Origin of the sequence: Natrialba chahannaoensis JCM 10990, assembly GCF_000337135.1 — an archaeon.
Lineage (GTDB): Archaea > Halobacteriota > Halobacteria > Halobacteriales > Natrialbaceae > Natrialba > Natrialba chahannaoensis.
This window is the reverse complement of record NZ_AOIN01000035.1, coordinates 1-22538: the sequence shown is the minus strand read 5'-3', so window position 1 is coordinate 22538 and position 22538 is coordinate 1. Positions and strand designations below refer to the sequence as shown.

Annotated in this window: 19 protein-coding genes; 10 read left to right on the top strand and 9 right to left on the bottom strand. The window is 60.7% G+C overall.

The features are described 5' to 3' along the window. Positions 1–70: 70 nt before the first annotated feature. The 5 genes from C482_RS04340 to C482_RS04320 form a co-directional block, all read right to left on the bottom strand. Positions 71–352: a hypothetical protein gene (locus C482_RS04340; protein ID WP_006166260.1), complete on the bottom strand. Its 282-nt coding sequence runs from the start codon at positions 350–352 to the stop codon at positions 71–73. A 345-nt stretch (positions 353–697) separates the two neighbouring features. Continuing rightward, the gene (locus C482_RS04335; protein ID WP_006166259.1) at positions 698–1810 is read right to left on the bottom strand and encodes a pyridoxal-phosphate-dependent aminotransferase family protein; all 1113 of its coding nucleotides are present in this window, start codon (positions 1808–1810) and stop codon (positions 698–700) included. A gap of 132 nt (positions 1811–1942) precedes the next feature. Continuing rightward, positions 1943–3034 carry a DMT family transporter gene (locus tag C482_RS04330; RefSeq protein WP_006166258.1) on the bottom strand — a complete coding sequence of 364 codons (1092 nt, stop codon included), beginning with the start codon at positions 3032–3034 and terminating at the stop codon, positions 1943–1945. 453 nt (positions 3035–3487) lie between these two features. Then, positions 3488–4060 carry a cupredoxin domain-containing protein gene (locus tag C482_RS04325; RefSeq protein ID WP_049896480.1) on the bottom strand — a complete coding sequence of 191 codons (573 nt, stop codon included), beginning with the start codon at positions 4058–4060 and terminating at the stop codon, positions 3488–3490. Positions 4061–4228: 168 nt separating this feature from the next. Next, positions 4229–5455 carry an MFS transporter gene (locus C482_RS04320; RefSeq protein ID WP_006166256.1) on the bottom strand — a complete coding sequence of 409 codons (1227 nt, stop codon included), beginning with the start codon at positions 5453–5455 and terminating at the stop codon, positions 4229–4231. A gap of 251 nt (positions 5456–5706) precedes the next feature. Here C482_RS04320 and C482_RS04315 point away from each other — a divergent pair, with 251 nt between their 5' ends. From C482_RS04315 to C482_RS04300, 4 genes are all read left to right on the top strand, one after another. Next, positions 5707–6372, top strand: a complete 666-nt coding sequence (locus tag C482_RS04315) for a DUF6517 family protein (RefSeq protein WP_006166255.1) — start codon at positions 5707–5709, stop codon at positions 6370–6372. A 166-nt stretch (positions 6373–6538) separates the two neighbouring features. Beyond that, the gene (locus tag C482_RS04310) at positions 6539–7879 is read left to right on the top strand and encodes an O-acetylhomoserine aminocarboxypropyltransferase/cysteine synthase family protein (RefSeq protein WP_006166254.1); all 1341 of its coding nucleotides are present in this window, start codon (positions 6539–6541) and stop codon (positions 7877–7879) included. Beyond that, on the top strand, positions 7876–9090 hold the full coding sequence (gene metX / locus C482_RS04305) for a homoserine O-acetyltransferase MetX (RefSeq protein WP_006166253.1): 1215 nt from the start codon (positions 7876–7878) through the stop codon (positions 9088–9090). The genes C482_RS04310 and metX overlap by 4 nt, the downstream gene beginning before the upstream one ends. 75 nt (positions 9091–9165) lie before the next feature. Continuing rightward, positions 9166–10197 carry a hypothetical protein gene (locus C482_RS04300; protein ID WP_049896479.1) on the top strand — a complete coding sequence of 344 codons (1032 nt, stop codon included), beginning with the start codon at positions 9166–9168 and terminating at the stop codon, positions 10195–10197. A gap of 100 nt (positions 10198–10297) precedes the next feature. Here C482_RS04300 and C482_RS04295 read toward each other — a convergent pair whose 3' ends face one another. Continuing rightward, positions 10298–10699: a hypothetical protein gene (locus tag C482_RS04295; protein WP_006166251.1), complete on the bottom strand. Its 402-nt coding sequence runs from the start codon at positions 10697–10699 to the stop codon at positions 10298–10300. Between the two features lie 125 nt (positions 10700–10824). After that, positions 10825–11463, bottom strand: a complete 639-nt coding sequence (gene serB / locus C482_RS04290) for a phosphoserine phosphatase SerB (RefSeq protein ID WP_006166250.1) — start codon at positions 11461–11463, stop codon at positions 10825–10827. 394 nt (positions 11464–11857) lie between these two features. On the opposite strand from serB, the gene C482_RS04285 reads away from it, so the two are divergent. The 5 genes from C482_RS04285 (at position 11858) to serA (ending at position 19032) form a co-directional block, all read left to right on the top strand. Beyond that, positions 11858–13411, top strand: coding sequence for an ABC transporter substrate-binding protein (locus C482_RS04285; RefSeq protein ID WP_006166249.1), 1554 nt, complete (start codon positions 11858–11860; stop codon positions 13409–13411). Position 13412: 1 nt separating this feature from the next. Continuing rightward, on the top strand, positions 13413–14363 hold the full coding sequence (nikB, locus tag C482_RS04280; protein ID WP_006166248.1) for a nickel ABC transporter permease: 951 nt from the start codon (positions 13413–13415) through the stop codon (positions 14361–14363). After that, positions 14360–15268 (top strand): nickel transporter permease, encoded by a 909-nt coding sequence (nikC, locus tag C482_RS04275; protein WP_006166247.1) that lies wholly within the window; start codon positions 14360–14362, stop codon positions 15266–15268. Before nikB ends, nikC begins: the two co-directional genes overlap by 4 nt. A gap of 24 nt (positions 15269–15292) precedes the next feature. After that, positions 15293–17311: an ABC transporter ATP-binding protein gene (locus C482_RS04270; RefSeq protein WP_006166246.1), complete on the top strand. Its 2019-nt coding sequence runs from the start codon at positions 15293–15295 to the stop codon at positions 17309–17311. Positions 17312–17445: 134 nt separating this feature from the next. Continuing rightward, the gene (gene serA / locus C482_RS04265) at positions 17446–19032 is read left to right on the top strand and encodes a phosphoglycerate dehydrogenase (RefSeq protein WP_006166245.1); all 1587 of its coding nucleotides are present in this window, start codon (positions 17446–17448) and stop codon (positions 19030–19032) included. Positions 19033–19107: 75 nt separating this feature from the next. Here serA and C482_RS04260 read toward each other — a convergent pair whose 3' ends face one another. Beyond that, entirely contained in the window at positions 19108–20082 is a 975-nt protein-coding gene (locus tag C482_RS04260; protein WP_006166244.1) for a hypothetical protein, read from the bottom strand. A gap of 358 nt (positions 20083–20440) precedes the next feature. Further along, on the bottom strand, positions 20441–20896 hold the full coding sequence (locus C482_RS04255; RefSeq protein ID WP_006166243.1) for a hypothetical protein: 456 nt from the start codon (positions 20894–20896) through the stop codon (positions 20441–20443). A 1181-nt stretch (positions 20897–22077) separates the two neighbouring features. Between C482_RS04255 and C482_RS20280 the strand changes: the two genes are divergently transcribed. Continuing rightward, on the top strand, positions 22078–22476 hold the full coding sequence (locus tag C482_RS20280) for a hypothetical protein (protein ID WP_241431881.1): 399 nt from the start codon (positions 22078–22080) through the stop codon (positions 22474–22476). The last annotated feature ends 62 nt before the right edge of the window (positions 22477–22538 follow it).

Genomic DNA, 22538 nt, shown 5'->3' with positions numbered 1-22538 from the left:
CACTCGAGTACCGACAACGATGTGACTACAAGGTAGTTGTGCTGTACGACACCGAGACGCGAAAAATCGATTACTGGCTGTTGACGCGGATTTCGACGGTACCGAAGCCGGGGACGTCGAGTTCGGTCATGTAGCCGCGGAGGCGGCGACCAAGGACAGGCAGCGCGCGTCGGAGGACGACGACTGCGAGGCCGATCGTGATGGCGACAGTTGCCGCGTAGACGGGGTAGCTCACAGCGACGAGCAGCGAGAGTGTGCCGAGCAAGAACGCGATCCCGCCGATGAGGGAGCTGGTGACCGATGGTGGTTTGGGATCTGTGCTTCGTGGGCGAAGGTGTGGATATTGTGTCATGGTGTGAAGCAACCGTCGCCCCGAACGGGGGACGGGTGGTCTCGATTCGAAATACGGTCCCCCCGTATATAATATTTCACTTTCCTGGTAAGAATAGGTGCATGCTATCATACACCATTATAGAAAACAACCGTTATAGACCGTATAGGCCATTGCAACTACTGACATGGTAATCCTTACCTATATTTCCAAACGATTATACATTCGAAAATGAATGAGGTCGTTATCAGTTTCAGCGATGACGACAGTCACGACTGAGCAGCGCGAAGCGAACGGAAAACAAACAGGACACAGGAAGCTGTAAAAGAGTCCTAACGGTTGTCTCGCTGGGTTCCGTTCCGGTCGCTACAGGTTCGCAACGTCTTCGATGGCGTCCGTGAGTGCGCGGATGCTCTCTACGTCGTGTTCGCCCATGTGCCCGATGCGGAACGTCTTCTCGCCGAGCGCGGAGCCGTAGCCGTTCGAGAAGACGAAGTCATACTCCTCGCTGACGGCGTCGATAGTGTCTGCGACATCGATTCCCTGGCTGTTCTCGATACAGCTCACCGTTTGAGACTCGTAGCCCTCCTCAGGGAACATATCGAAGTGCCCGCGCGCCCACTCGCGCGTGTACTCGGCCATCTCCCGGTGGCGCTGGTCGCGCGCATCGTGGCCTTCCTCAAGCATGTGCTTCATCTGCTTTCGGTAGGCGAGCATGATCGGAATCGCCGGCGTGGAGTGGGTCTGTCCCTTCCGGTCGTAGTAATCGAGCGAGCGCTGGAAGCCGCCGTACCACGAGGCCGAGTCGGACTCGAGTTCGCGCTCGTAGGCGTCGTCGCTGACGACACAGACACCGAGTCCCGGCGGCATGGCGAACGCCTTCTGAACCGACGTGAAGATGACGTCGATGTTGTGCTCGTCGATGTCGACGAAATCACCGCCCAGCGAGGAGACCGCATCGACGATGAAGTAGGTGTCTGGATACTCCGCGACCACGTCGCCGATCTCCTCGACCGGGTTTCGGACACCGGTCGAGGACTCGTTCATCACGCACGTGACCGCGTCGTACTCGCGGTCGCTCTCCTCGAGTGCCTCGCGGACGTCCTCGGGCTTGACCGCCTGGCCCCAGTCGTACTCGAGTGTGTCCACGGTCTTGCCAACTCGCTCGGCGACGTTGGCCTGGCGTTCGCTGAAGCTGCCACAGGTCGTGACGAGGACGTTGTCGTCGACGAGGTTGAGGATCGAGCTCTCCATGAACTCGGTGCCGGAGCCGGTGAGGATGATGACGTCGTTGTCGGTGCCGAGGAAGCGCTTGGTGTCCTCGACGATGGTCGTGTAGAGGTCGGTCATTCGGTCCATGCGGTGGCCGAACATCGGCTCGCACATGGCCTCGATGACGTCCTCGCGTACCTCAGTCGGACCGGGGATGTACAGCGTCTGCTCGGGGTAGTCGTCTCTGTATTCGCGTTTTTCAGTCACGGAAGCCACCTGAATACCGCCTACTGGGTGGCGAGAGGGTATGGTAGTTTTGGATGGCGCAGTGGAAACGAAGGGGGCGTCGTGAGTGAGACGCGGTGTGAACGAGCGGTGAACTGCGAGAGACAGGAAGACTCAGTCGCCGTGTGGAGACACCGACGCGGAGCCTCCAGTCGCGTTCGTACCGTGCGTGTTCGGTGTCGCTTTGGTGGTCGTCGGTGAATCGGTTGTGGCGTTGTTGGCACCGAGGTCGCAGTCACTCAGATAGGAGTTCCCGGAAACGACAACGCTGCCGTCCGTGAACGTCGACCGCTGCGGGCCATAGCCCACGATCGGGCCGCCGACCTGCCAGAGCGTGTCGAGCTTACAGAGTGCGAAACCGGCGATGATCAGCGCGAAGCCGAGGATCGTCAACACGGTGATCGACTCGCCGAGCAGCGCCCAGCCAAAGACAGCAGCGACGACCGGCGTCGCGTAGTTGACCAGACTGAGTTCGGCCGCCCCAACGCGCTCTAACAGGATGAAGTAGATGAGGAAGCCACCAGCCGTCGAGGCCACGCCGAGATAGAGCAGCGCGCTCGCCGAGGGGAGCGTCAGCGACGCCGACGAGATCCGTTCGCCGGGGTGGGCGACGCTCAGTGCGTGCAAGACGACAGCACCGACGACCATCGCCCACGCCTGCAGCGAGATGACCGGCAGCGACTCGTCGATCCCCTCCATGAGTACGGAGCCGAGCGCAAACAACGTCGCTGAGACGAACAGCAATGCGACGCCGAGAATCTGCCCGTCGAGCGAGCCACCGGGAACCGCGATGACGACGATGCCCGCCAATCCGACGAGTAGTCCAAGGACCGCAGGCGCGCGGATCCGCTGGTTCGGCAGGAGTGCAAGTGCAAGTGGCGGCGTCACGATCGGTGTCAGACTCAACACGATCGCAGAGACGGCACTCGAGACGTACGACTGTCCCAGAAAGAGGAACGCGAAGTGGCCACCGACGAGCAGGCCGCCGGCGACGGTGATTGCGTACCAATCCGTCCGGGTCCGTGGTCGCCACTCGAGTTCCCGGAGCGCGACGAGGCCGACGAAGATCAGCGCGGCGATATCGAAGCGAAGCGCCGCAAAGAGGATCGGCGGGATCGTCGCGAGTCCGACCTCGATCGCGCTGAAGGCGGTCCCCCAGACGAACGCGAGGGCGACAAAGAGCAGGATGTCTCTGTGTGAAATCATTTTCAGATACAATGGTCCGGAGGTACTTTTGTATTTTGATTTTGTATCCTCAGAGCCTGAGGGCGTGGAATTCGCCGACACATGCTAACAAACATCAGTGATGAAAGACCGTGGTAGTTTCCGAATTCCGACAAGCAAGCGCACAGTACAAGACGTTGATATCGACGATTGGCTGCGAGCCAATCGCTGATTGTGTGGGACGAAAGACGAGTTGGCGGAGAGTGGTTCTTGAGCCGGGACACTCGAGTCGGAATCACGACTGCTACTGGGTCGAGTGGAGATGGTGTGGGGCGGCCCCGAGGGTCAGGCGGGAGAACGGCGTTGTACGCTGGTTGGTAAACGAGAGACGAGGAAGGATGAGAGGGAAACAGCGCGAAGAGTGAACGGCAAACCGATGTCACTCACGGACGAGCGCACACGAAAGAAGTCAGATCAAAAGAACTGCAGACGGCGTTACTCGTCGTCTTCGTCGCCGTTGCCGTTGTCGTCTTCCTCGCCGTTTGCTTCTTCGTCTTCCTCACCGTTCTCGTCATCGTCGAGCGGTGGTTCGACCTGAATCGGTGCCTGCATCTGGTCGTGTGGGTAACAGCGATAGTAGGCCATGTCCTCGGAGGCGACGACACCCTCGAGGGTCTGCTCGTCGTCGTTGACCTGATCGGTCTGGTAGTCCTCGACGACCTCTTCGTCCTCATCCCAGATCTCGATGTTGTGGGTACCGCTGTCTGCGTTGTACCAGGTGAAGTCGTACTCCTGGTCCTCGAAGAGGACGATCGTTGGGTTCTCCTCGCCGGCGATCATGTCGGGAGCGACGCCTTCCCAGCCGCCGAGCGCGCCGTTGAGTTCGATCGTGTCGACGCCTTCCCACGCTTCGACATCGATGTCCTCGCCGCCATTTTCGCCGCCGTTTTCGCCGCCGTTCTCCTCGTCCGTGTCGTCGTCGCTACATCCTGCGACGAGTGCGGTCGCGGCCGCCGCACCCGTGAGCTTCATTGCCGTACGTCGGGAGATAGGGTTGTTTCGACTCATCAATAGCGCATTAGAAATCAGTGCATAAAAATGGCCCTCCTCTACCGGCGTTCCGTTATGCGATTCCATACCATAGCAGCACTGACCAGTAACAATTGTTTACTACGCAGAAAAACCAAATTACGTCCTGAAGTGTAGGTATAATGGGAGCAGTGACGAGTCGCAACCCTACTGGTCAACCTGTGGTGACGATTGCGTTCCGGACTCGAGTGACAGCCGAAGAAAGATCGGGATCGTGACGAGTGCGATGGCGATTTCGAGTCCACCGACGACGAGGAACGCGAAGTCGTAGCCGTAGGAGCCGGCGACAGAGCCGCCGATGAGAAAGCCGCCGAGGAAGCCGAGGCTGCCGGCGACGTTGAAGCCAGCCATCGCGGTCCCGCGTTCGCGTTCGTCGGCGAGATCCGTGACGAGCGCCATCGTCGCGGGCGAGACAAGTGCGCCGAGGATGCCGACGACGATCATCGCCCCGGCAGCAGCACCGACGGACGGAGCGACACCAACACCGAGAATACCGATGCCGTAACAGGCAGAGCCGACCACGACCGGAATCGTGCGGCCAATCCGATCGGAGAGCGTCCCGAGCGGGTACTGCAGGAGGGCAAAGGGCGCGAAGAAACACGCGAGCAACAGTCCGGTCGCACCGGGCGCGAGGTTGAACGTTTCCTGAAAGTACAGGGTCCCAACCAGGGCAAAGAAGCCGGCAGTCATTCGGTCAACGAAGCCGAACGCGTAGGGCAACGACAGTGTGGGTCGCTGGCGCACCCCTTCGACTAGCGCACGGACGGTCCGACGAGATGCCGGCGTTCGATCCTCCAGCCGAGAGACCAGGAGCCCAACACAGACGAGCAGGATCGCCGCAGCGACCAGCGGCGCAACTGGATCGAGTTCGGTTAGCTGGCCGCCGATCGGTGCACCCATCGCGGCACCGAGTCCGATAGCAATGCCGGCCGCGCCCATGTTGCGCCCGTGGCCGCCCTCGAGATCCATCAGCATCGTCATCGTCAGCGAGAACGCGCCGATCGTCATCGCACCTTGCAGGACGCGCAACAGGAGGACACCCTCGAACGGAATGGTGCCAAGCGAGGGAACTGCCGCCAGCGCGGCGTAGCTTGCGGCCCCACCAATCGCGCTCAGCACGATAAACGGCGTCCGTCGACCCGTAACATCGCTTATCGCACCCCAGACGCCGACGAAGACGACGTAGGCTCCGAACTCGCTCACGAGGAACCACATGCTGGCATCGAGCGTCGTCGACGCGACGGGCGAACTCGCCGCATCAGCCCCCAGCGCGTCGACCAAGGTCGCGATACCCGGGTAGAGCAGCAGTTGCGAGAAGAGAACGGCGAACACGACCGCCGCGAGCACCAGTCGGTCACGATCACTCGAGTGCACGACCGGTGGTTCGAACCAGGAGAATATGAAGGCGTTCGTCTCGGTGCACTTCGGAACTCATGTGTCAGTGACTGCAGCTGAGGGTATACTCACCTGTGAAGAATCAATGGGCGGTTCCGGAAAGCGAGTCGAGTTGGAGTGAACGGTTAGTCGAGAAATATAGGCAACATGTATGAACGGAGAAATGACTGACCGGCGAGAAAAACCGGAATACAGATGCCAATGAGAGTCCTGCAGACATCTCGAAACACATGAACGTCACGCGTAGACACCTCCTTGCGGCCGGGGCAACGGGTACGACTGCGGCGCTGGCTGGCTGTGCCGGCATCCTCGACGAGACGCTCACCTCGCGGCCGGCAACTGTGCCGGAGGCCGTGCGTTCGGAGACTGGGTACGACGAACGCACCGTTGAGGAACTCATCGTCGAGCGCACAGTAGGGCGCTTCGGCATCGACCGATCGATCGAGGTGACGAACTGGTACGCCGAGTACGACCGCGCAGTCCCGCTCGACGGCCTGGGACTCGGATTGGGGCGCGCGCAAGCGGCGGTTGCCTCGGTACTAACGACGCCACAGATTTCCTTTCTCGGACGCACGTTCAACCCGGTCGGCGAGCTCTCGACTGCAGAACTAATCGAACTCATCCAGGATCGCTACGAGGAACTCGAGGACGTTGATCATCGTGACGCGACCACCGTCTCGGTGCTCGGGACGGAGACCACCGTCGACCGCTATCTGGCCCAGGCGCGGCTGATCGACGCGGGCACGACGCTCGAAGTCTACCTCCAGATCACCGAACCGATCGCTCACGGTGACGATTTCGTGATCTGTGTCGCCGTTTACCCACAACTGCTCGGGATGGAACTCGAGTCGGCCTCAGTTCGGACCCTGTTCGAGGGAGTGAACCACGAGAATTAGGAAGACTGAACCGAACTGGGGACTCGAGCCGCCGGCTCGATGGGAGAGTTTGAGAAGCAACAACTTCTATGAGTGTATACCCAGAGGTGTGTCACCACGAGTCACAGACAGCGGTTTTTGCCGTTACTGAGGTGCATATGTGCCTGGAGTTATATGCGTACTGAACATGAGCGACGACGCGATCGACGGGACCAACGCCGAGTTCGAGACGGCGGAATTCGGCACACGGAGCGTTCACGCCGGCCAGCGAGCCGATCCGGCTACTGGTGCGCGCGCCCCGCCGATCTATCAGACGACATCCTACACCTTCCCCGACGCGGACACCGCCGCCGAGCGCTACGCGCTGGCGGACGACGGCTACATCTACTCTCGAATCAGCAATCCCACCGTCGAAATGCTCGAGAATCGACTCACCTCCCTCGAGAACGGCGCAGGAGCGGTCGCGACGGGCAGTGGTATGGCCGCACTCGACTCGGCCACCCTGCTCCTCGCCGAGGCGGGCGACAACGTCGTCTGCTCGACCGACACCTACGGCGGGACGACGGCCTACTTTGCGAAGACCGCAACCCGACGCGATATCGAACCCAGATTCGTGCCGACACTCGAGTACGACGCCTACGAGGACGCCATCGACGAGGACACCGCCTTCGTCCACGTCGAGACGATCGGCAACCCCTCGCTCGTCACGCCGGATTTCGAGCGCGTGGCCGAGGTCGCCCACGAGCACGGCGTTCCGCTGGTCGTGGACAACACGTTCGCGACACCGGCGCTCTGTCGGCCACTCGAGCACGGGGCCGACGTGGTCTGGGAGTCGACGACGAAGTGGCTCCACGGCTCGGGGACGACCGTCGGCGGCGTACTCGTCGACGGCGGCACGTTCCCGTGGGGCGAGCACGGCTACGACGAAATTGCCGGACAGAACCACGCCTACCACGACGTTGACTTCTCGCAAGACTTCCCCGAGGCACCGTTCGCCGCCGCCGCTCGCTTCCGTTCGCTTCGTACCCTCGGCAACCAGCAGTCACCGTTCGACGCCTGGCAGACGCTACAGGGACTCGAGTCCCTCCCGCTGCGGATGGACAAACACTGTGAGAACGCGGCTATCGTCGCGGAGTACCTGGCCGAGCACGAAGATGTGGCCTGGGTCACCCAACCCGGACTCGAGTCACATCCAACCCACGACAACGCCGCGCGTTACCTGGACGACTACAGCGGGATGGTCGCGTTCGGCCTCGAAACCGGCTACGCCGGTGGGAAAACGTTCTGCGAGAGTGTCGAAGTCGCCCAGTTCTTAGCGAACATCGGCGACGCGAAGACGCTGGTGATCCACCCCGCGAGTACGACTCACGGCCAGCTTACTCCTGAAGAGCAGGAAGAGGCCGGCGTCACGCCGGATCTGATCCGCATGTCGGTCGGCATCGAGAATCCCGCGGACATTCTGGCCGATCTGGAGCAGGCGATTGAAACCGCGACACGGACGGCAACGGAGGGCGACGAACGCACATGACGACGACCGACGTGCAGTCGCTCGGCGAGTTCACCTTCGAGTGCGGCGAGTCGATCCCGAATCTCGAGGTAGCCTACGAGACGTACGGCGAGTTCACCGGCGATAACGCCGTGCTGGTCTGTCACGCCCTGACCGGCAGCGCACACGTCGCCCGCCGCCCCGACGCCGGCGACGACACCGCGGGACAGGCCCGCGCCTGGTGGGGCGACGTCGTCGGTCCCGGAAAGGCGGTCGACACCACCGAGTACTACGTCGTCTGCGCGAACGTTCCCGGCTCCTGCTACGGGACGACGGGCCCCTCGAGTACGAATCCCGAAACCGGCGAACCCTACGGCACCGACTTTCCGCCTGTCACGATCGGAGACTGGACGCGCGCACAACGTCGACTGCTCGACGAACTCGGCGTCGGGCGACTGCACACCCTCATCGGCGGCAGCGTCGGCGGGATGAACGTCCTCGACTGGCTCTCGCGCTACCCCGACGATGTCGAGCGCGCGGCGGCCGTCGCCACGGCAGCGAGACTCGATGCACAGTGTCTCGCACTGGATACGGTCGCCCGCCGGGCGATCACGAGCGATCCGAACTGGAACGGCGGCCACTACTATGGCGGGCCGGAGCCCGAGGACGGCCTCGCACACGCTCGCCAGATTGGCCACATCATGTACCTCTCGAAGGCCTCGATGGCCCAGAAGTTCGGCCGGCGCTCGGCAGGTCGTGAGACGATCCGCGAGGAATCACCGGACCCTGCAGCGTCGTTTTTCCCCTACCGCGAAGTCGAATCCTACCTCGACTACCAGGCCGAGAAGTTCACCGACCGCTTCGACGCGAACAGCTACCTGTACCTCACGCGCGCGATGGACGACTTCGATCTCTCGACGGGATACGAGTCCGACGCGGCCGCACTCGCCGCCTTCGAGGGCGAACTCCTCTTGCTGTCGTTCACCGGCGACTGGCACTTCACCGTCGAACAGTCAGAAGCGGTCGCCGAGGCCTGCCGCGAGGCTGGCGTCGACGTCGCCCACCACGTCGTCGAATCCGACCACGGCCACGACGCCTTTCTCGTCGAACCGGAGAAGGTCGGTCCGCCGCTGTCGACCGTACTCGAGGAGGGGCTCTCCGGTCGGACGATCACGGACACAGCGGATGGGGACGAGACGATGGGCGAGTCGGAGTCGTTCGCGCCAGTTCACACGAGTCTATTCTCCGAATGAGAGTTCGCCACCAAGCAGTTAGAAGCCGTGAACCTCGTACTTTTTTATATATTATGTTCGGTCGTGTAGTCGTAGATGACTACTAGGGACACACACACCAGGAGACAGACACACGAATCCGGCACCGCCGAACGACTCGTCTCAAGACAATTTGCACTGGTTGGCGTCGTTGTCGCCCTCATGCTGATGGCGGGCTGTCTCGGCGCGCTAAGCGGTGACGGGACCGATCCAGCCGAATACGTGCCATCGGACACCGACACACTCATTCACATCGACATGGCCATGCTGGCCGATGACGATCATCAGCAACTGGTCGATTCGATGGCCGACGGAGAGAGCGACGACACGAACGACCAGGAGGACATCGTCTCTGAGTTTGAGGCGGAGACTGGACTTGAGCTCGAAGACGCAGACGAACTCTTGCTATTCACCTCGTTCGATGATAATCCGTGGGATGACAGCGGGATTATCGTCCAGAGCGACTGGACCACCGACGAGGTCGTTAGCGCAGCAGAGGATACTGAAGAAACACCGTACGAGGAACGCGAGTTCGACGGCGAGACCGTCCACTACGAGCCGGAATCAGAATCCAGACAGAGCACAGAGATGCACATCGGTGAGCTCGGCGATGGGACGTTCGTCTTCGGCAGCCAGGATACGGTTGAAGCGTCGCTCGCCGTTGAGTACGGCGATGAAGAAGCGCTTTCCGGCGATATCCGTGATGCCTATGACGAGACACGCGACGGTCACGTGACGCTGGCGACGACGCTTCCGAAGTCGACGGTCCCGACCGATGATCCAAGCGCGCCCGACGACATCGACTTCGAGGCGTTCTACAACGTCGAGGTTCTGACGAGCGTCTACGACACGGACGACGGCGAGGCCGGGTTCGAGACGACTCTGCACACGACGGGAGAGGACGAGGCACTTGACGTTGCAGACGTCATCGATGGTGGGATTTCCATCGCGAGCGGATCGATGGCCGACGACGATCTACAGTCCGAACTCCGTAAAATCGACGTTGAACAGGATGGAGACACCGTCGAAGTGACCTACTGGGGCGAGATCGACGATGTCACCCAGTTGATCGAGAACGGACTACCGTAAGCGCTGACAGCGACCACCAGTTCGAATCCGGTTTCTTGCACACAGCAGTGGAGTCGAGCAAACGTACCACCGTACTACTATTGTCAACAAAAGCGACGCGTCAGTCGGCCGTGTTCACATGCCCCTGCCGCGAGGACGGGCCGTCCTGTCCGCCATCGAATCGAACGTACTGGTCAGCAACGCTGCGGCCCGGTCGCCGTCGCGCCAGCCACCGTCGGAGGTCGCTACCGAGCAGGTCGAGGCCGGTCGCACGCATGAACCGCCGGGCAGGCGGAGAGCGGAACATCGTAATCAGGGCCCACATCGTCCCGGCTGTGAACGTACCGAGCGCCGAAAACGTCATTCCGAGCGTCAGAAACGTGAACGTGTAGACGTAGCCGATCGCCATCGAGGGGATACTCGTTCCGAGCGGCACACGAGCGCTCGCGTTAGCCAGCGTCGGGCCGAGAAAGACCACCGAGAGACCGCTGCCAATCATGAACACGAAGTCTTGCCACATCATCGAATCCGATTACTCGATTGTGAGTTAAAACTCGCTCGGTCGAGAAATAGCCTCCTACGCTGGATAGTCGGGAATACGGGAACGTCACACGCTCCGTTCGGTCACCAATAGTCTGTCCGTGTCAGTTACTCGAGTACGGCGTTGGACTCGAGTACCTCGCGTGCCTCGGCCATCGAGGAAACGACGACGTCACAGTGTGGTTCAACAGCTGGTTTCGGCTCGAAACCGATCGCGAGGCCGGCGACCTCGAGCATCGGAAGGTCGTTTGCGCCGTCACCAATGGCGACGGTCTCCTCGAGCTCGGCACCGACGTCGTTGGCGAGCGACTCGAGTGCGTCGTCCTTGGTACCCTCGATTAGTGGGCCATTGACATCGCCGGTGAGTTCGCCGTCCGCCAGTGGGAGACGATTCGACACGATGTGGTCGACGGTGACACCCTCGCGCTCGAGTGCGGCCGCGACGCCGCGTTCGAAGCCGCCCGTCAGAATGGCGGTCGTGACACCAGCGGTGTTGAGCGTCTCGATCAGGTCCGCAGCGTCCGGTCGGAGTTCCACCTGACCGTAGGCAGCGGACGCATCGGATTCCGGCAAGCCCTCGAGGAGAGCCGCTCGTTCCCGGAGGCTCTCGGCGTAGCCGATCTCGTTGTTCATCGCGCGGTCGGTGATTTCGGCCATCTCGTCGGCGACACTGCAACGCTCGCCGAGTAACACCGTCATCTCGGAGTCCGAAAGGGTCCCGTCGAAGTCGAAAGCGACGACTGTCATCGCTCGCCGATTGTGGGCGGCCGGATAAACCAGTTCAGGTTCACGGCAGGTTTCACACGGTACCGAATCGCCCCGTGTGTGACCCAGTCACGTTGGAGCGACCAACGACGGCCACCGGCTGGTGAGTGATGTGAGTCTGTAAGGGCTGTACTCGAATAGGGAGGGGCTGGTCGACTCGACTCGACGATCGTCGGGAGCTATCGATGCGTGAACCAGAACATTCACAAGTGTATTTTCATTATATAAACTCAGGTTGTACGATGGGAACCAACGAAGTCGATATAGATCGGATCAGCGGCGGTTGCGGTTGGGAATTGACGAATACGAGAGTTCTTGTTAGCCATCACCCTTAGTTAACAAGAGTTATTAAAATCTAATTCTAATTAACAACACAATGGACACAGCACCCACACGTCGACAACTACTTACTGCCGGAGTTGGCGCTGGAATCGCCGGGCTTGCCGGCTGTGCGGAGACCAGTCTGGATGATGAAGCGGATGGTACGTTTACGATTGTCCCTACTGCGGACCCGACGGGAACGGGCGACGACTGGGATAGTTGGGGCGGGATGGCACCGTACTGGACGCGGGTCATCGAGCCACTGGTCTGGGGGACCGACGGCATGCAACCACAGCCGTGGCTGGCGACCGACTGGACTGCGACAGACGACACCACCTGGGTGTTCGATCTCCGTGAGGGCGTCACCTTCCACAACGGTGAGGAGATGACCGCGGACGACGTCGTCCACTCCTTCGAGGAGGATATCCTCACTGACCGCGGCGATTTCGTCCACGGCTGGCTCCACCTCGAACCCGGGAGCGTCGATCGGATCGACGACTACACCGTCTCCTTCGAGACGACGGAGCCGTTCCCCGGATTTCCCGGAACGATCGCACACAACATGATCGACATCCAGCCACCCGAGGCCGACCGCCGCGACGCCGAAATCATCGGTACTGGCCCGTTCACGCTGGCCGAGATTGAGCAGGGCCAACAGCTTCGCGTCGAACGCTTTGAGGACTACTGGGGCGGCGCTCCCGAACCCACTGAACTCACGTTCCGTGCCGCCGAGGACGCGACGACACGGACCGACCTGCTCGTTGCCGGCGAGGTCGACCTCATACACGAGCCCGCAACGAGCCGGATCAGTGGACTGCGCGAGCGCGACGACGTACGTATCGAAACCCAGCAGTCCTCCGGCTCGGTATTCGTCTCGATCAACATCCATCGAGAACCGACCGACGATGCCGACCTTCGACGGGCGCTCAACTACGCGATCTCACAGGAGGAAATCGTCAACACTGTTCTCGAAAACATCGGCCAGCCCGCTCGCGGCCCGCTTTCGACAGTCATCGACTGGGCGGCCGACGAGGAACTACCGGCCTATGAGCGCGACCGTGACCGAGCACGTGACCTCGTCTCGCAGTCGTCCTACGACGGCGAGGAAATCAGCTGCCTCGTCGAGAACGACATGGACGACGGCCGCACGCTCGTCCAGATCCTCCAGGAGGAGTTCGGGAAGATCAACGTGAACCTGGACGTAGAAGTACTCGAGGGACCCTCGCTCCGGGACCGGACCGACCGCGGCGAGTTCCACCTCGAGCTCGGCACGTCGCAGTCGAACAGTCCGGCGGCGGACTACATCATGTGGGAAAACTTCCACACGATGGGGATTTCGAACAAGGACCTGTACGAGGCCGATGGGACGGGACTGCACAACCTTGGTGGCGAGGTCGACGAGCTAATCGAGACCGGCTTCCAGTCACACGACCCAGACGAGAAACGCGAGGCGTACGTCGCCGCCCAGCGTGAGATTATGGATGCAGGCGTCGTCATCCCACTGTTCTACCGGGAGTATGTCGTCGCCGCGGACGCCGAACTCGAGGGCTTCGACCTCCACCCGATCGACAAGTTCGCCCAGTGGGGCGAGCTGACGCGAACGACGTAGCATGGATACGGCATCCTACCTCGTCCATCGGTTCGGCACATCGCTCGTGGTGCTCACTGGCGTCTCGATCATCACCTACGGGTTGCTCTTTCTGACGCCCGGCGATCCGGCCGAGGTGATCCTCAGCCAGCAACTCGACCGCCAACCCTCCGAGGCCGAAATCGAGGCGTTCCGCGCGGAACAGGGCATGGACGAGCCGGTGCCACTCCAGTACGGTGACTGGCTCACCGACGTGCTGCGCGGGGATCTGGGAACCTCGTACTACAGCGACGCGTCCGTCACAGGACTCATCCTCGACGCACTCCCGCTAACGCTCGAACTCGCCGCCGCTTCGGTGGTCGTCGCGCTCGCGCTCGCGATTCCGACCGGCGTCCTGAGCGCCGTTCATCGCGGGACAGCAATCGACCGCGCGAGCCAACTCGGTGCACTGATCGGCGTCTCGATGCCGAACTTCTGGCTCGGCTACCTGCTAATCCTCGTCTTCGCGCTGACACTCGGCGTCCTCCCGGTCGCCGGCGCGGGGAGCTACAGCCAGCTCGTCCTCCCTGCAATCACGCTCGGCACCGGCATGGCCGCCGTGCTAACCCGGCTCGTCAGGAGTTCAATGCTCGAAGTCCTCGACGAGGGCTACCTCGACACCGCGCGCTCGAAGGGGCTGCGCGAGCGGATTGTCATCTACAAACACGCGCTGCGAAACGCGCTCGTCCCCGTCGTGACCATCCTCGGCGTCCAGCTCGGCGCGCTGCTCAACGGCGCGGTCGTGATCGAGATCGTCTTCCAGCGCCCCGGACTCGGCATGCTGCTCGTCGACGCCGTCTTCGAGCGCAACTACCCGGTCGTGCAGGGGATCACCCTCTTCACCGCGGTCGCCTTCGTCGTAACGAACCTGCTCGTCGACCTGAGCTACCGCTACCTCGACCCCCGCGTCGAGCTCGGAGGTGACCCCGCGTGAGCGTCGTACTCGAGTCCATCGCAGGCGCGATCGGTCGCCGGTATCGCGCCCTCCGAACGTCGCGAACACTGGCGACGTTCTGTGCGAACCCGCTCAACGTCGCGGGGCTGAGTATCGTGACGGCGATCACGATCGCCGCGATCATCGGGCCCCTCGTTGCGCCATACGATCCGGCGACGCAAGATCTCGCGAATCGCCTGCAGGGGCCCTCGCTGGCCCATCCCTTCGGCACCGACCAGCTCGGCCGCGATATACTCTCACGGATCCTCTACGGTGCGCGGCTTTCACTCGGCATCGCCGTCGCCGTCACTGGGATCCGGCTCGTGCTGGGGACGACGATCGGCCTGCTCGCAGGCTACGCCGGTGGCTGGGTCGATGAGGCGCTGATGCGGCTCGTCGATATCCAGCTCGCCTTCCCCGGACTCGTCCTCGCGCTCGTGATCGCCGGCATCCTCGGCCCGAGTCTGCGGAACGTGATGCTCGCACTCGCCGTCGTCGGCTGGGCTTCCTACGCGCGGCTCGTCCGTGGGACTGTGCTCGCGACGAAAGAGCGTGACTTCGTGCGCGCCGCACGGCTGATGAACGTCTCCCGGTTTCGGATCGCGACGCGACACCTCCTGCCGAACGTCGCCGGCCCGGTAGTCGTCCTCGCAACGCTGAACATGGGGACGGTCATCCTCGGCACCGCCGGCCTCTCGTTCATCGGCCTCGGCGCACAGCCACCGACCCCCGAGTGGGGGACGATGCTCGCCGACGGCCGTCACCACCTCCGTACCGCCTGGTGGATCGCGAACGTTCCCGGCGTCGTCATCATGTGCACCGTGCTCGGGTTTACCCTGCTCGGCGACGGCCTGCGCGACATGCTTGACCCGAATCACGAGACAACGCTTGAGAAACCGACGTGACTACCACACCACCCACAGACCCAGATGACCACGACACCACCCACACTCGAGTACGGTCCTGACGACGCAGCCACCCCCGACGACGAGGTGACGAGCCTCCTCGCCGTCGAGAATCTGCAGGTACAGTTCGGAACGCACGACGGCCCCGTCCGCGCGGTCGACGGTGTCTCGTTCAGCGTCGAACCGGGCGAAACCGTCGGGATCGTCGGCGAGAGCGGCTGTGGTAAGTCCGTCACGGCCCGCTCGATCATCGGGCTGCAGGAACCCGGCGAGGTCGTCGGCGGCACCGTCCATATCGACGGCGTGAACGTCCACGAGGCGGACGATCGAGCCCGCAGACAGCTACGCGGTGACACCGTCTCGATGGTGTTTCAGGACCCCGATCAGACGCTGAACCCCGCGTTCGATGTCGGCGAACAGATCGCTGAATCGCTCAAGGTCCACGACCAGCCGGAGCAACAACGCCTGCTCGACTACCTGCACGCGCCGCTGTTCGCCAGCCGATCGGACTGGCGAGACCACCGCGAGCGCGCCGTCGAACTGATGGACCAGGTCGGTATCGACGATCCCGCCGACCGTGTCGACGACTATCCCCACGAATTCTCCGGCGGAATGCGCCAGCGCGCCGGCCTGGCTATCGCGCTCGCCTCCGACCCCGACCTGCTGATCGCCGACGAACCCACGACCGCGCTCGATACGACGACGCAAGCGCAACTGCTGGATCGCCTCCGACGGCTCACCGACGAGCGCAACATGGCCACCCTGCTCATCACCCACGACCTCGGCGTCGTCGCCGACATCTGCGACCGCGTCGTCGTACTCTACGCCGGCCAGGTGATGGAAACCGGCCCGACCGACCGCGTGCTCGCAGAGCCACACCACCCCTACACGAGAGCGCTACTCGAGTGCCGGACCAGTCAGGCGGCGAGAAAGCGACGAGTGCCGACAATTGAGGGGACGGTGCCGGAGCGCCTCGGCGAGCAGCCGGGCTGTCCGTTCGCGCCGCGGTGTCCGGCGGCGGTCGACACCTGTCAAGAGGGAGAGCCGCCGACGTTCGAACGCGACGACGGAACGGTTCGGTGTCGCGAGGGCGTCGTGTTCGGTGAGTCCGACGACGATGGTGGATCAGGTCTGGTGTACGGGAACGGAGAGACCCAGTGCGGCGGGGGTGACTCGAGTACCGCCTCGGCCACAGCTAGCGCCAGAACAGCGAACCCGCCGCCGAGAACGAACGCCGGCACTGACTCGCTCGTCTCTCTCGAGGGCGTCTCCAAACGGTACCAGCAGGCGGGCGGGCTGCTCAGGCGTCTTCTCGGAACCGACCGGAACCTGCAGGCCGTCGACGACGTGACACTCGAGATTGCGGCTGGCGAAACGCTGGGGCTCGTCGGCGAGAGCGGGAGCGGCAAGTCCACCCTCGCGAATCTGGTGACGGGGCTCGAAACACCCACGAGCGGTGCAGTTCGGTTCGACGGCACCCTCGTCGGCGCAGCCGAAACACGCACGGCAGCCACCCTCCGCGACGTGGGCGTCGTCTTCCAGAACCCCCGTTCGAGTCTCAACCCACGGCTGCCGGTCGCGCAAGTGATCGCCGAACCCTTGCACGCGAACGGCTGGGACGAACAGCGACGGCGCGACCGCGTCAGCGAGTTACTCGAGTCGGTCGGGCTCTCGGAGCGCCACGCCGAGCGGTATCCCCACGAGCTCTCGGGCGGGCAGCTCCAGCGCGTTGCGATTGCACGGGCAATCGCACTCGATCCGCGCCTGGTCGTTCTCGACGAGCCCGTCTCGGCGCTCGACGTCTCGGTGCAGGCGCGGATTCTCAACCTGTTGTTGGAACTGCAGCGGGAACTCGAGTTGACGTACCTGTTGATCTCTCACGATCTGGACGTGGTCGAGCACGTCTCGGATCGGGTCGTCGTCCTTTCGAACGGCGAGGTGGTCGAGGCGGGGCCGACCGAACGGGTACTCGTGGATCCGAGTCATCCCGAGACAGCCGCGCTGGTTGAGGCAGTGCCGCGGCTCGAACACAGTTCACAGTAGTGGAACGAAGAGGATGAGTTGGAAGGCGGGTGCGCGATGGAACCGCAAAATCGCCAGCCAGCGCCGACAAGGTAGTTTTTGCCACCCGTGGCGACAACGGAAGGGTTTACCTGCTGCGCGCGATTGTCTCGCGCATGAACGTGCTCGTCACGGACCCCATCGCGGACGCGGGTCTTGACGTACTCAGAGACGCCGGCCACGACGTCGAAACGGGCTACGAACTTGAGGGCGAGGATCTCCTTGAGGCAGTGTCTACCGCCAACGGGCTTATCGTCCGCTCCGGGACGGAGGTCACCGACGACGTACTCGAAGCCGCCGAAGACCTGGTCATCGTCGGCCGTGCTGGGATCGGCGTCGACAACATCGACATCGAGGCTGCAACCGACAACGGCGTGATCGTCGCCAACGCACCGGAAGGAAACGTTCGCGCGGCCGCAGAGCACACCGTCGCAATGACGTTCGCCGCCGCGCGCTCGATTCCACAGGCCCACATCCGTCTGAAGGACGGCGAGTGGGCCAAAAGCGAGTATCTCGGTGCCGAACTCGACAGCAAGACGCTGGGCGTCGTCGGCCTCGGCCGTGTCGGCCAGGAGGTCGCCAAAAAGCTCGATTCGCTCGGCATGGACATCGTCGCCTTCGACCCCTACATCTCCGAGGAGCGTGCCGACCGCCTCGGTGCCGAACTCGTCGACTTCGAGGACTGTCTCGCCCGTGCCGACTTCCTCACTATCCACACGCCGCTGACCCCCGAAACGGAGGGGATGATTGGTCCCGACGAACTCGACCTGCTGGAAGGCGGCTACGTGGTCAACGTCGGCCGCGGCGGCATCATTCAGGAGGACGCACTCGCCGCCAAAGTCGAGGACGGCACCGTCTCCGGTGCGGCACTCGACGTTTTCGCCGAGGAACCGCTCGCCGCCGACTCGCCGCTGCTCGAACACGACGACATCATCGTCACGCCCCACCTCGGTGCCTCGACGGAAGCAGCCCAGGAGAACGTCGCGACCTCGACGGCCGAGCAGGTCAACGCCGCACTCGCCGAAGAGCCGGTCGCGAACGCGCTCAACGCGCCCTCGATCGACGAGAGTGCCTTCCCGCGTCTCGAGCCGTACATCGAAATCGCCGAGACCGGCGGCAAGGTCGCCGCCCAACTCCTCAATGGCCGCATCGAGAACATCGAAGTCACCTACGAGGGCGACATCGCAGACGAAGACATCGAGTTCGTCACTGCCTCGGCACTGAAGGGGGTCTTCGAGCCACTCGAGTGGCAGGTCAACGCGGTCAACGCGCCACAGATCGCCGAAGACCGCGGCGTCGACGTAACGGAGTCGAAGACCCGCCAGGCTGCGGACTTCCAGAGCCTGATCTCGGTGACTGTCAGCAACGACGACGATTCGATCACCGTCGACGGAACGCTCTTCGCGGGCGACGACCCACGTATCGTCCGCGTCGACGGCTACCGTGTCGATGCGATCCCACACGGGAAGATGGTCGTCACGCGCAACACGGACGAGCCGGGCGTTATCGGCCTCATCGGGACCGTAATGGGCAAACACGGTGTCAACATCGCTGGGATGTTCAACGCTCGCGAAACGATCGGCGGCGAAGCGCTGACGGTGTACAACGTTGACAGCCAGGTCCCCGACGCAGCGAAAGACGAACTCAACGATGATGAGCGGATCATCGGCGTCGATTACATCACGCTGAACGGCCAGCACTGAAGCCCGAAACCAGAAAGCCGTCTTTTCTCCACACTCACGCGACTCCGCTGAACGTGTCCCCGTCAGTCTGAGCGCCTACTCGTCGGACCCGGGCGAGACGTTCGGTGCACCGCCGGTAATCGTCACCGTCCGCCCCTCAACCTCGGTGTCGTGGACGTCATCCGAGATGCCCTCGAGTTCGGCCACGATTTCATCGGTCGGCTCGGTACCTTCCTCCAGGATGAACACCCAGGTCATGGTGTCCGCCATCGGCGACTCACTCGAGACGCCCCAGATGTAGATCTCGTCGAGCGAGACGTCGCTCCCTTCGGGTGCGTTGTACTCCCCGGTGAGCGTCGTCCTGTGGGGGAACTGCCGGAAGAGGTGGGTGAACTCCTGGTCGATGTCCTCCAGGCGGTCGTGGCTGCCACGGTGGGCATCGATCCGCTCCTCGTAATCCGGGCCGATGACGATAGCCGACTCGCCGACGGCGATGTCGCGCCGGCCAGCGGTGTTCGGGATCGGTGCGTCGATGACCGCGAACCCCTCGTACTCCTCGACGAACTCGTACTCGTCGTCGTCCTCGACGCCCGCGAGGATGGCGTCCTGATCGAACGAACCGAAAAAGACCTGCGTGAGCGACTGGATCAGGTGCGCATCGACGGTCTCCGACGAGACCTCGAAGTAGTCGGGGAAGATGCCCTCGAAGTCGGTTCCCTCGGGGAACGCCTCGGTGTAGTCGAAGCGGCGGTTGCCACCGTTGAACGGGTCCGCGTCGGTGAGCCAGGTCCGGAAGGCGGCGGCCTCGTCCCAGTCAGCCTCGATGTCACGGTCAGGAATTTCGCGCTCGAAGCCTTCCTCGCCGTTAGCCTCACCGTTGCCGTCGTGACCGTTCGAATCGCCGTCGTCAGACCCGTTGCCCGACGGCTCGTCCGTGTCCCCGCTGCTCATACAGCCGGCCAGTCCCGCCAGGCCGACCGCAAGCGTACCGATAGCGCCACGGCGCGTGATCGTCCTCGTCGTCGAACTCGAGTTGCTCATGTGGTAGGCGTCGACCACGGATGGACCCATAACTGCTCGTGACTGTCTATCGTTGTGAGAACGTCCGTAAGTTGGTTGGGCAGCGTGGTGTGTGATTTAGTGTGTTGCTATTGTAACACGATATAGATGGTATTGTTGGACAGGGTATTTCTGTTATATTGCCCCCGACAAACAGTATCGTTGGAATCGCCACCTCGGGCTTGATACCAGACCAAGGACTATCCTAGATCCCCCCATCGAGAATGGTCAAATAATCGATATATAGGTAGCACCATTGCTCACCAACCACAATACGACTGGAAGGTATGTTCTACTTGGAGGTGGATGATATAACGACTAGCGGAACAGTATCAACAATCTCCTACAGGAGAGCGAACGAAAAAGATTCTTACTTCATTGCAGCACTAATGAGGACTCCTGCGATTGCTCCGACAGTACCAATGAAGAGCGGCACGATTAGCGTGACCGCAATACTTCCCAGCGGTGGGATCCCCTCCCACGGTTGAAAAAAATAGAGTGGAAATGCAACCAATCCAAAGGGGACAATTAGCAGAAGCGGAGTCGTAGTTCCGTATCGCTTTGCAGTGATCCATCCAGCGGCAGCCGATCCACAGAGACCACCTATCAATAGGGCTACCCACAACATAAGAAATCCAGCAGCGACACCTTCTGCAAATAGGTCGAAAATCTGGATACCAAGCATACTCAGTATGTATGAAAAGCCCACAACACCAACAATTAACCCATTAGGAATGGTGATTGAATATAAAATTGTCTTTAAAACGGGGATCAAGTGAAATCGGGCGACCGATTGACCGAGGGGTTGAGACTTCTCATTATCCATTTTCTAGAAATTATTAATTTCCTTGATTATAAATACTTTCTCATTATAAATACCACCAATATTTCTATCAGAATGGTTTGTGATTAATGCCCATGATTTTTAAATTACTCAAACGATTATGTTTTCCATCTCAGAAGCCATATTAGCATCTTTTTATTCCTTGCTTGTGAAACAACACTCTTGTGAAAGGTACTGATACTGAGTGGGAGAACAACCCAAACATAACCTTTCAGAGATTCTTAGCCAGGCTTGCGTAGGATTCTACGGTGAAAGTGGAAAGTCAAAGACTAGCTGTAAGTTTATTTCTCAAACTCCTCGATACGACTCTCGTATGTATTCACGTGTACGGTTCCGTCGACGCATTTGCCTTCCACGTAACTAACTGCTTCTTTCAGATGGTCTGTATTTTCTCTTAGTAGATCGTAAGTACGAAATCTTCGGGGTAGACCGTCAGCGACTTCACCCCGTAGCTGTCGACGAAGAGCCGCACGGTTGATTTGCCAGCAGGTTTTGAGGGAACAATGTGTCACCGATCGCTGCCTCGCTCGACGTGGATGAACAGCGGTGGTTTGTCTTCGTCATAATCCTTCGTCGACGTTTCGAAAGAACATATGAACCCAACGATTAGTTATACTCGCAATCTGCCTTACCAACGCAGAGGAACTCATTGACCACAACCAGGTTAACATGATTAGTTCGAGATGCGCCAAGTGTTCTGGCAAACCGCTCAACGCTCCGCTGCAGCGTTTGTACGAAGCATCGATTCCAGCTTCTAACTGGCAGATACTCGTGCCAAATCAGAGTAACAAGTAGAACACGAATAACAGCTTACTGGGCTCATCTCCGCGTGCGCGAGCATTAATATTATGCTTGTCGTTGAACCATCACCCACAATCCTTGTGGTGATACCGCAAACACTCTCGACAGCCACCATACTTGATTACGATTCAGTCCGGAGTTCAGACATTAAAGGTCCTCGTACTAGCGACCCGGCTATTTGATTTGAATATCTGTCTCCAATATTAAAATCGTTTGGGGAGAATATAGCCGAGAGGTGTTGATGAATCACTCCTGTCGCTACGTCTTCACAGCGGCAGTTCTGAACAACAAATAATCTACTTCTGAGGATACCATAACAATACCGAAAGTATTATTACCTGATTAATAGTAGCTACATTTGTATGATGAGAGCCAAAATAGATAGGCGAGATATACTGCAATCAACTGTATTAGTCGGCGTATCTAATATCGCTGGTGTAGGACTGAGTGCAGCCGAAAAAGACATTGAAACAGAAGAGTTGGGTACAATACATTATAGCGAGATGGGGATTACATTTGATTGCGACCTAATTCCAAACACAGTTGCATGTTATGGCCCCAGTTATGAATTTACAGAGAATTATGAAGAAATGATTGTACCGATGGCCTCTAAAGAGGATGTGAGAGTCGTCAAAAAATCAGATGAAGTGGTGAATTTTAGGAATTTGTTAGAATTGCCAACAAGTGACACAAGACGGAAAACACGGTCTGTACCGCTGGCATTAAATAAACAAAAACGCTCTTGTGTAGCACTTTGTTGATTTCACAGTGTGGCTTTGATAGCGTGTTTGAGCGCTTCTCTCCCTGGTTTCCGCAGTAGCTT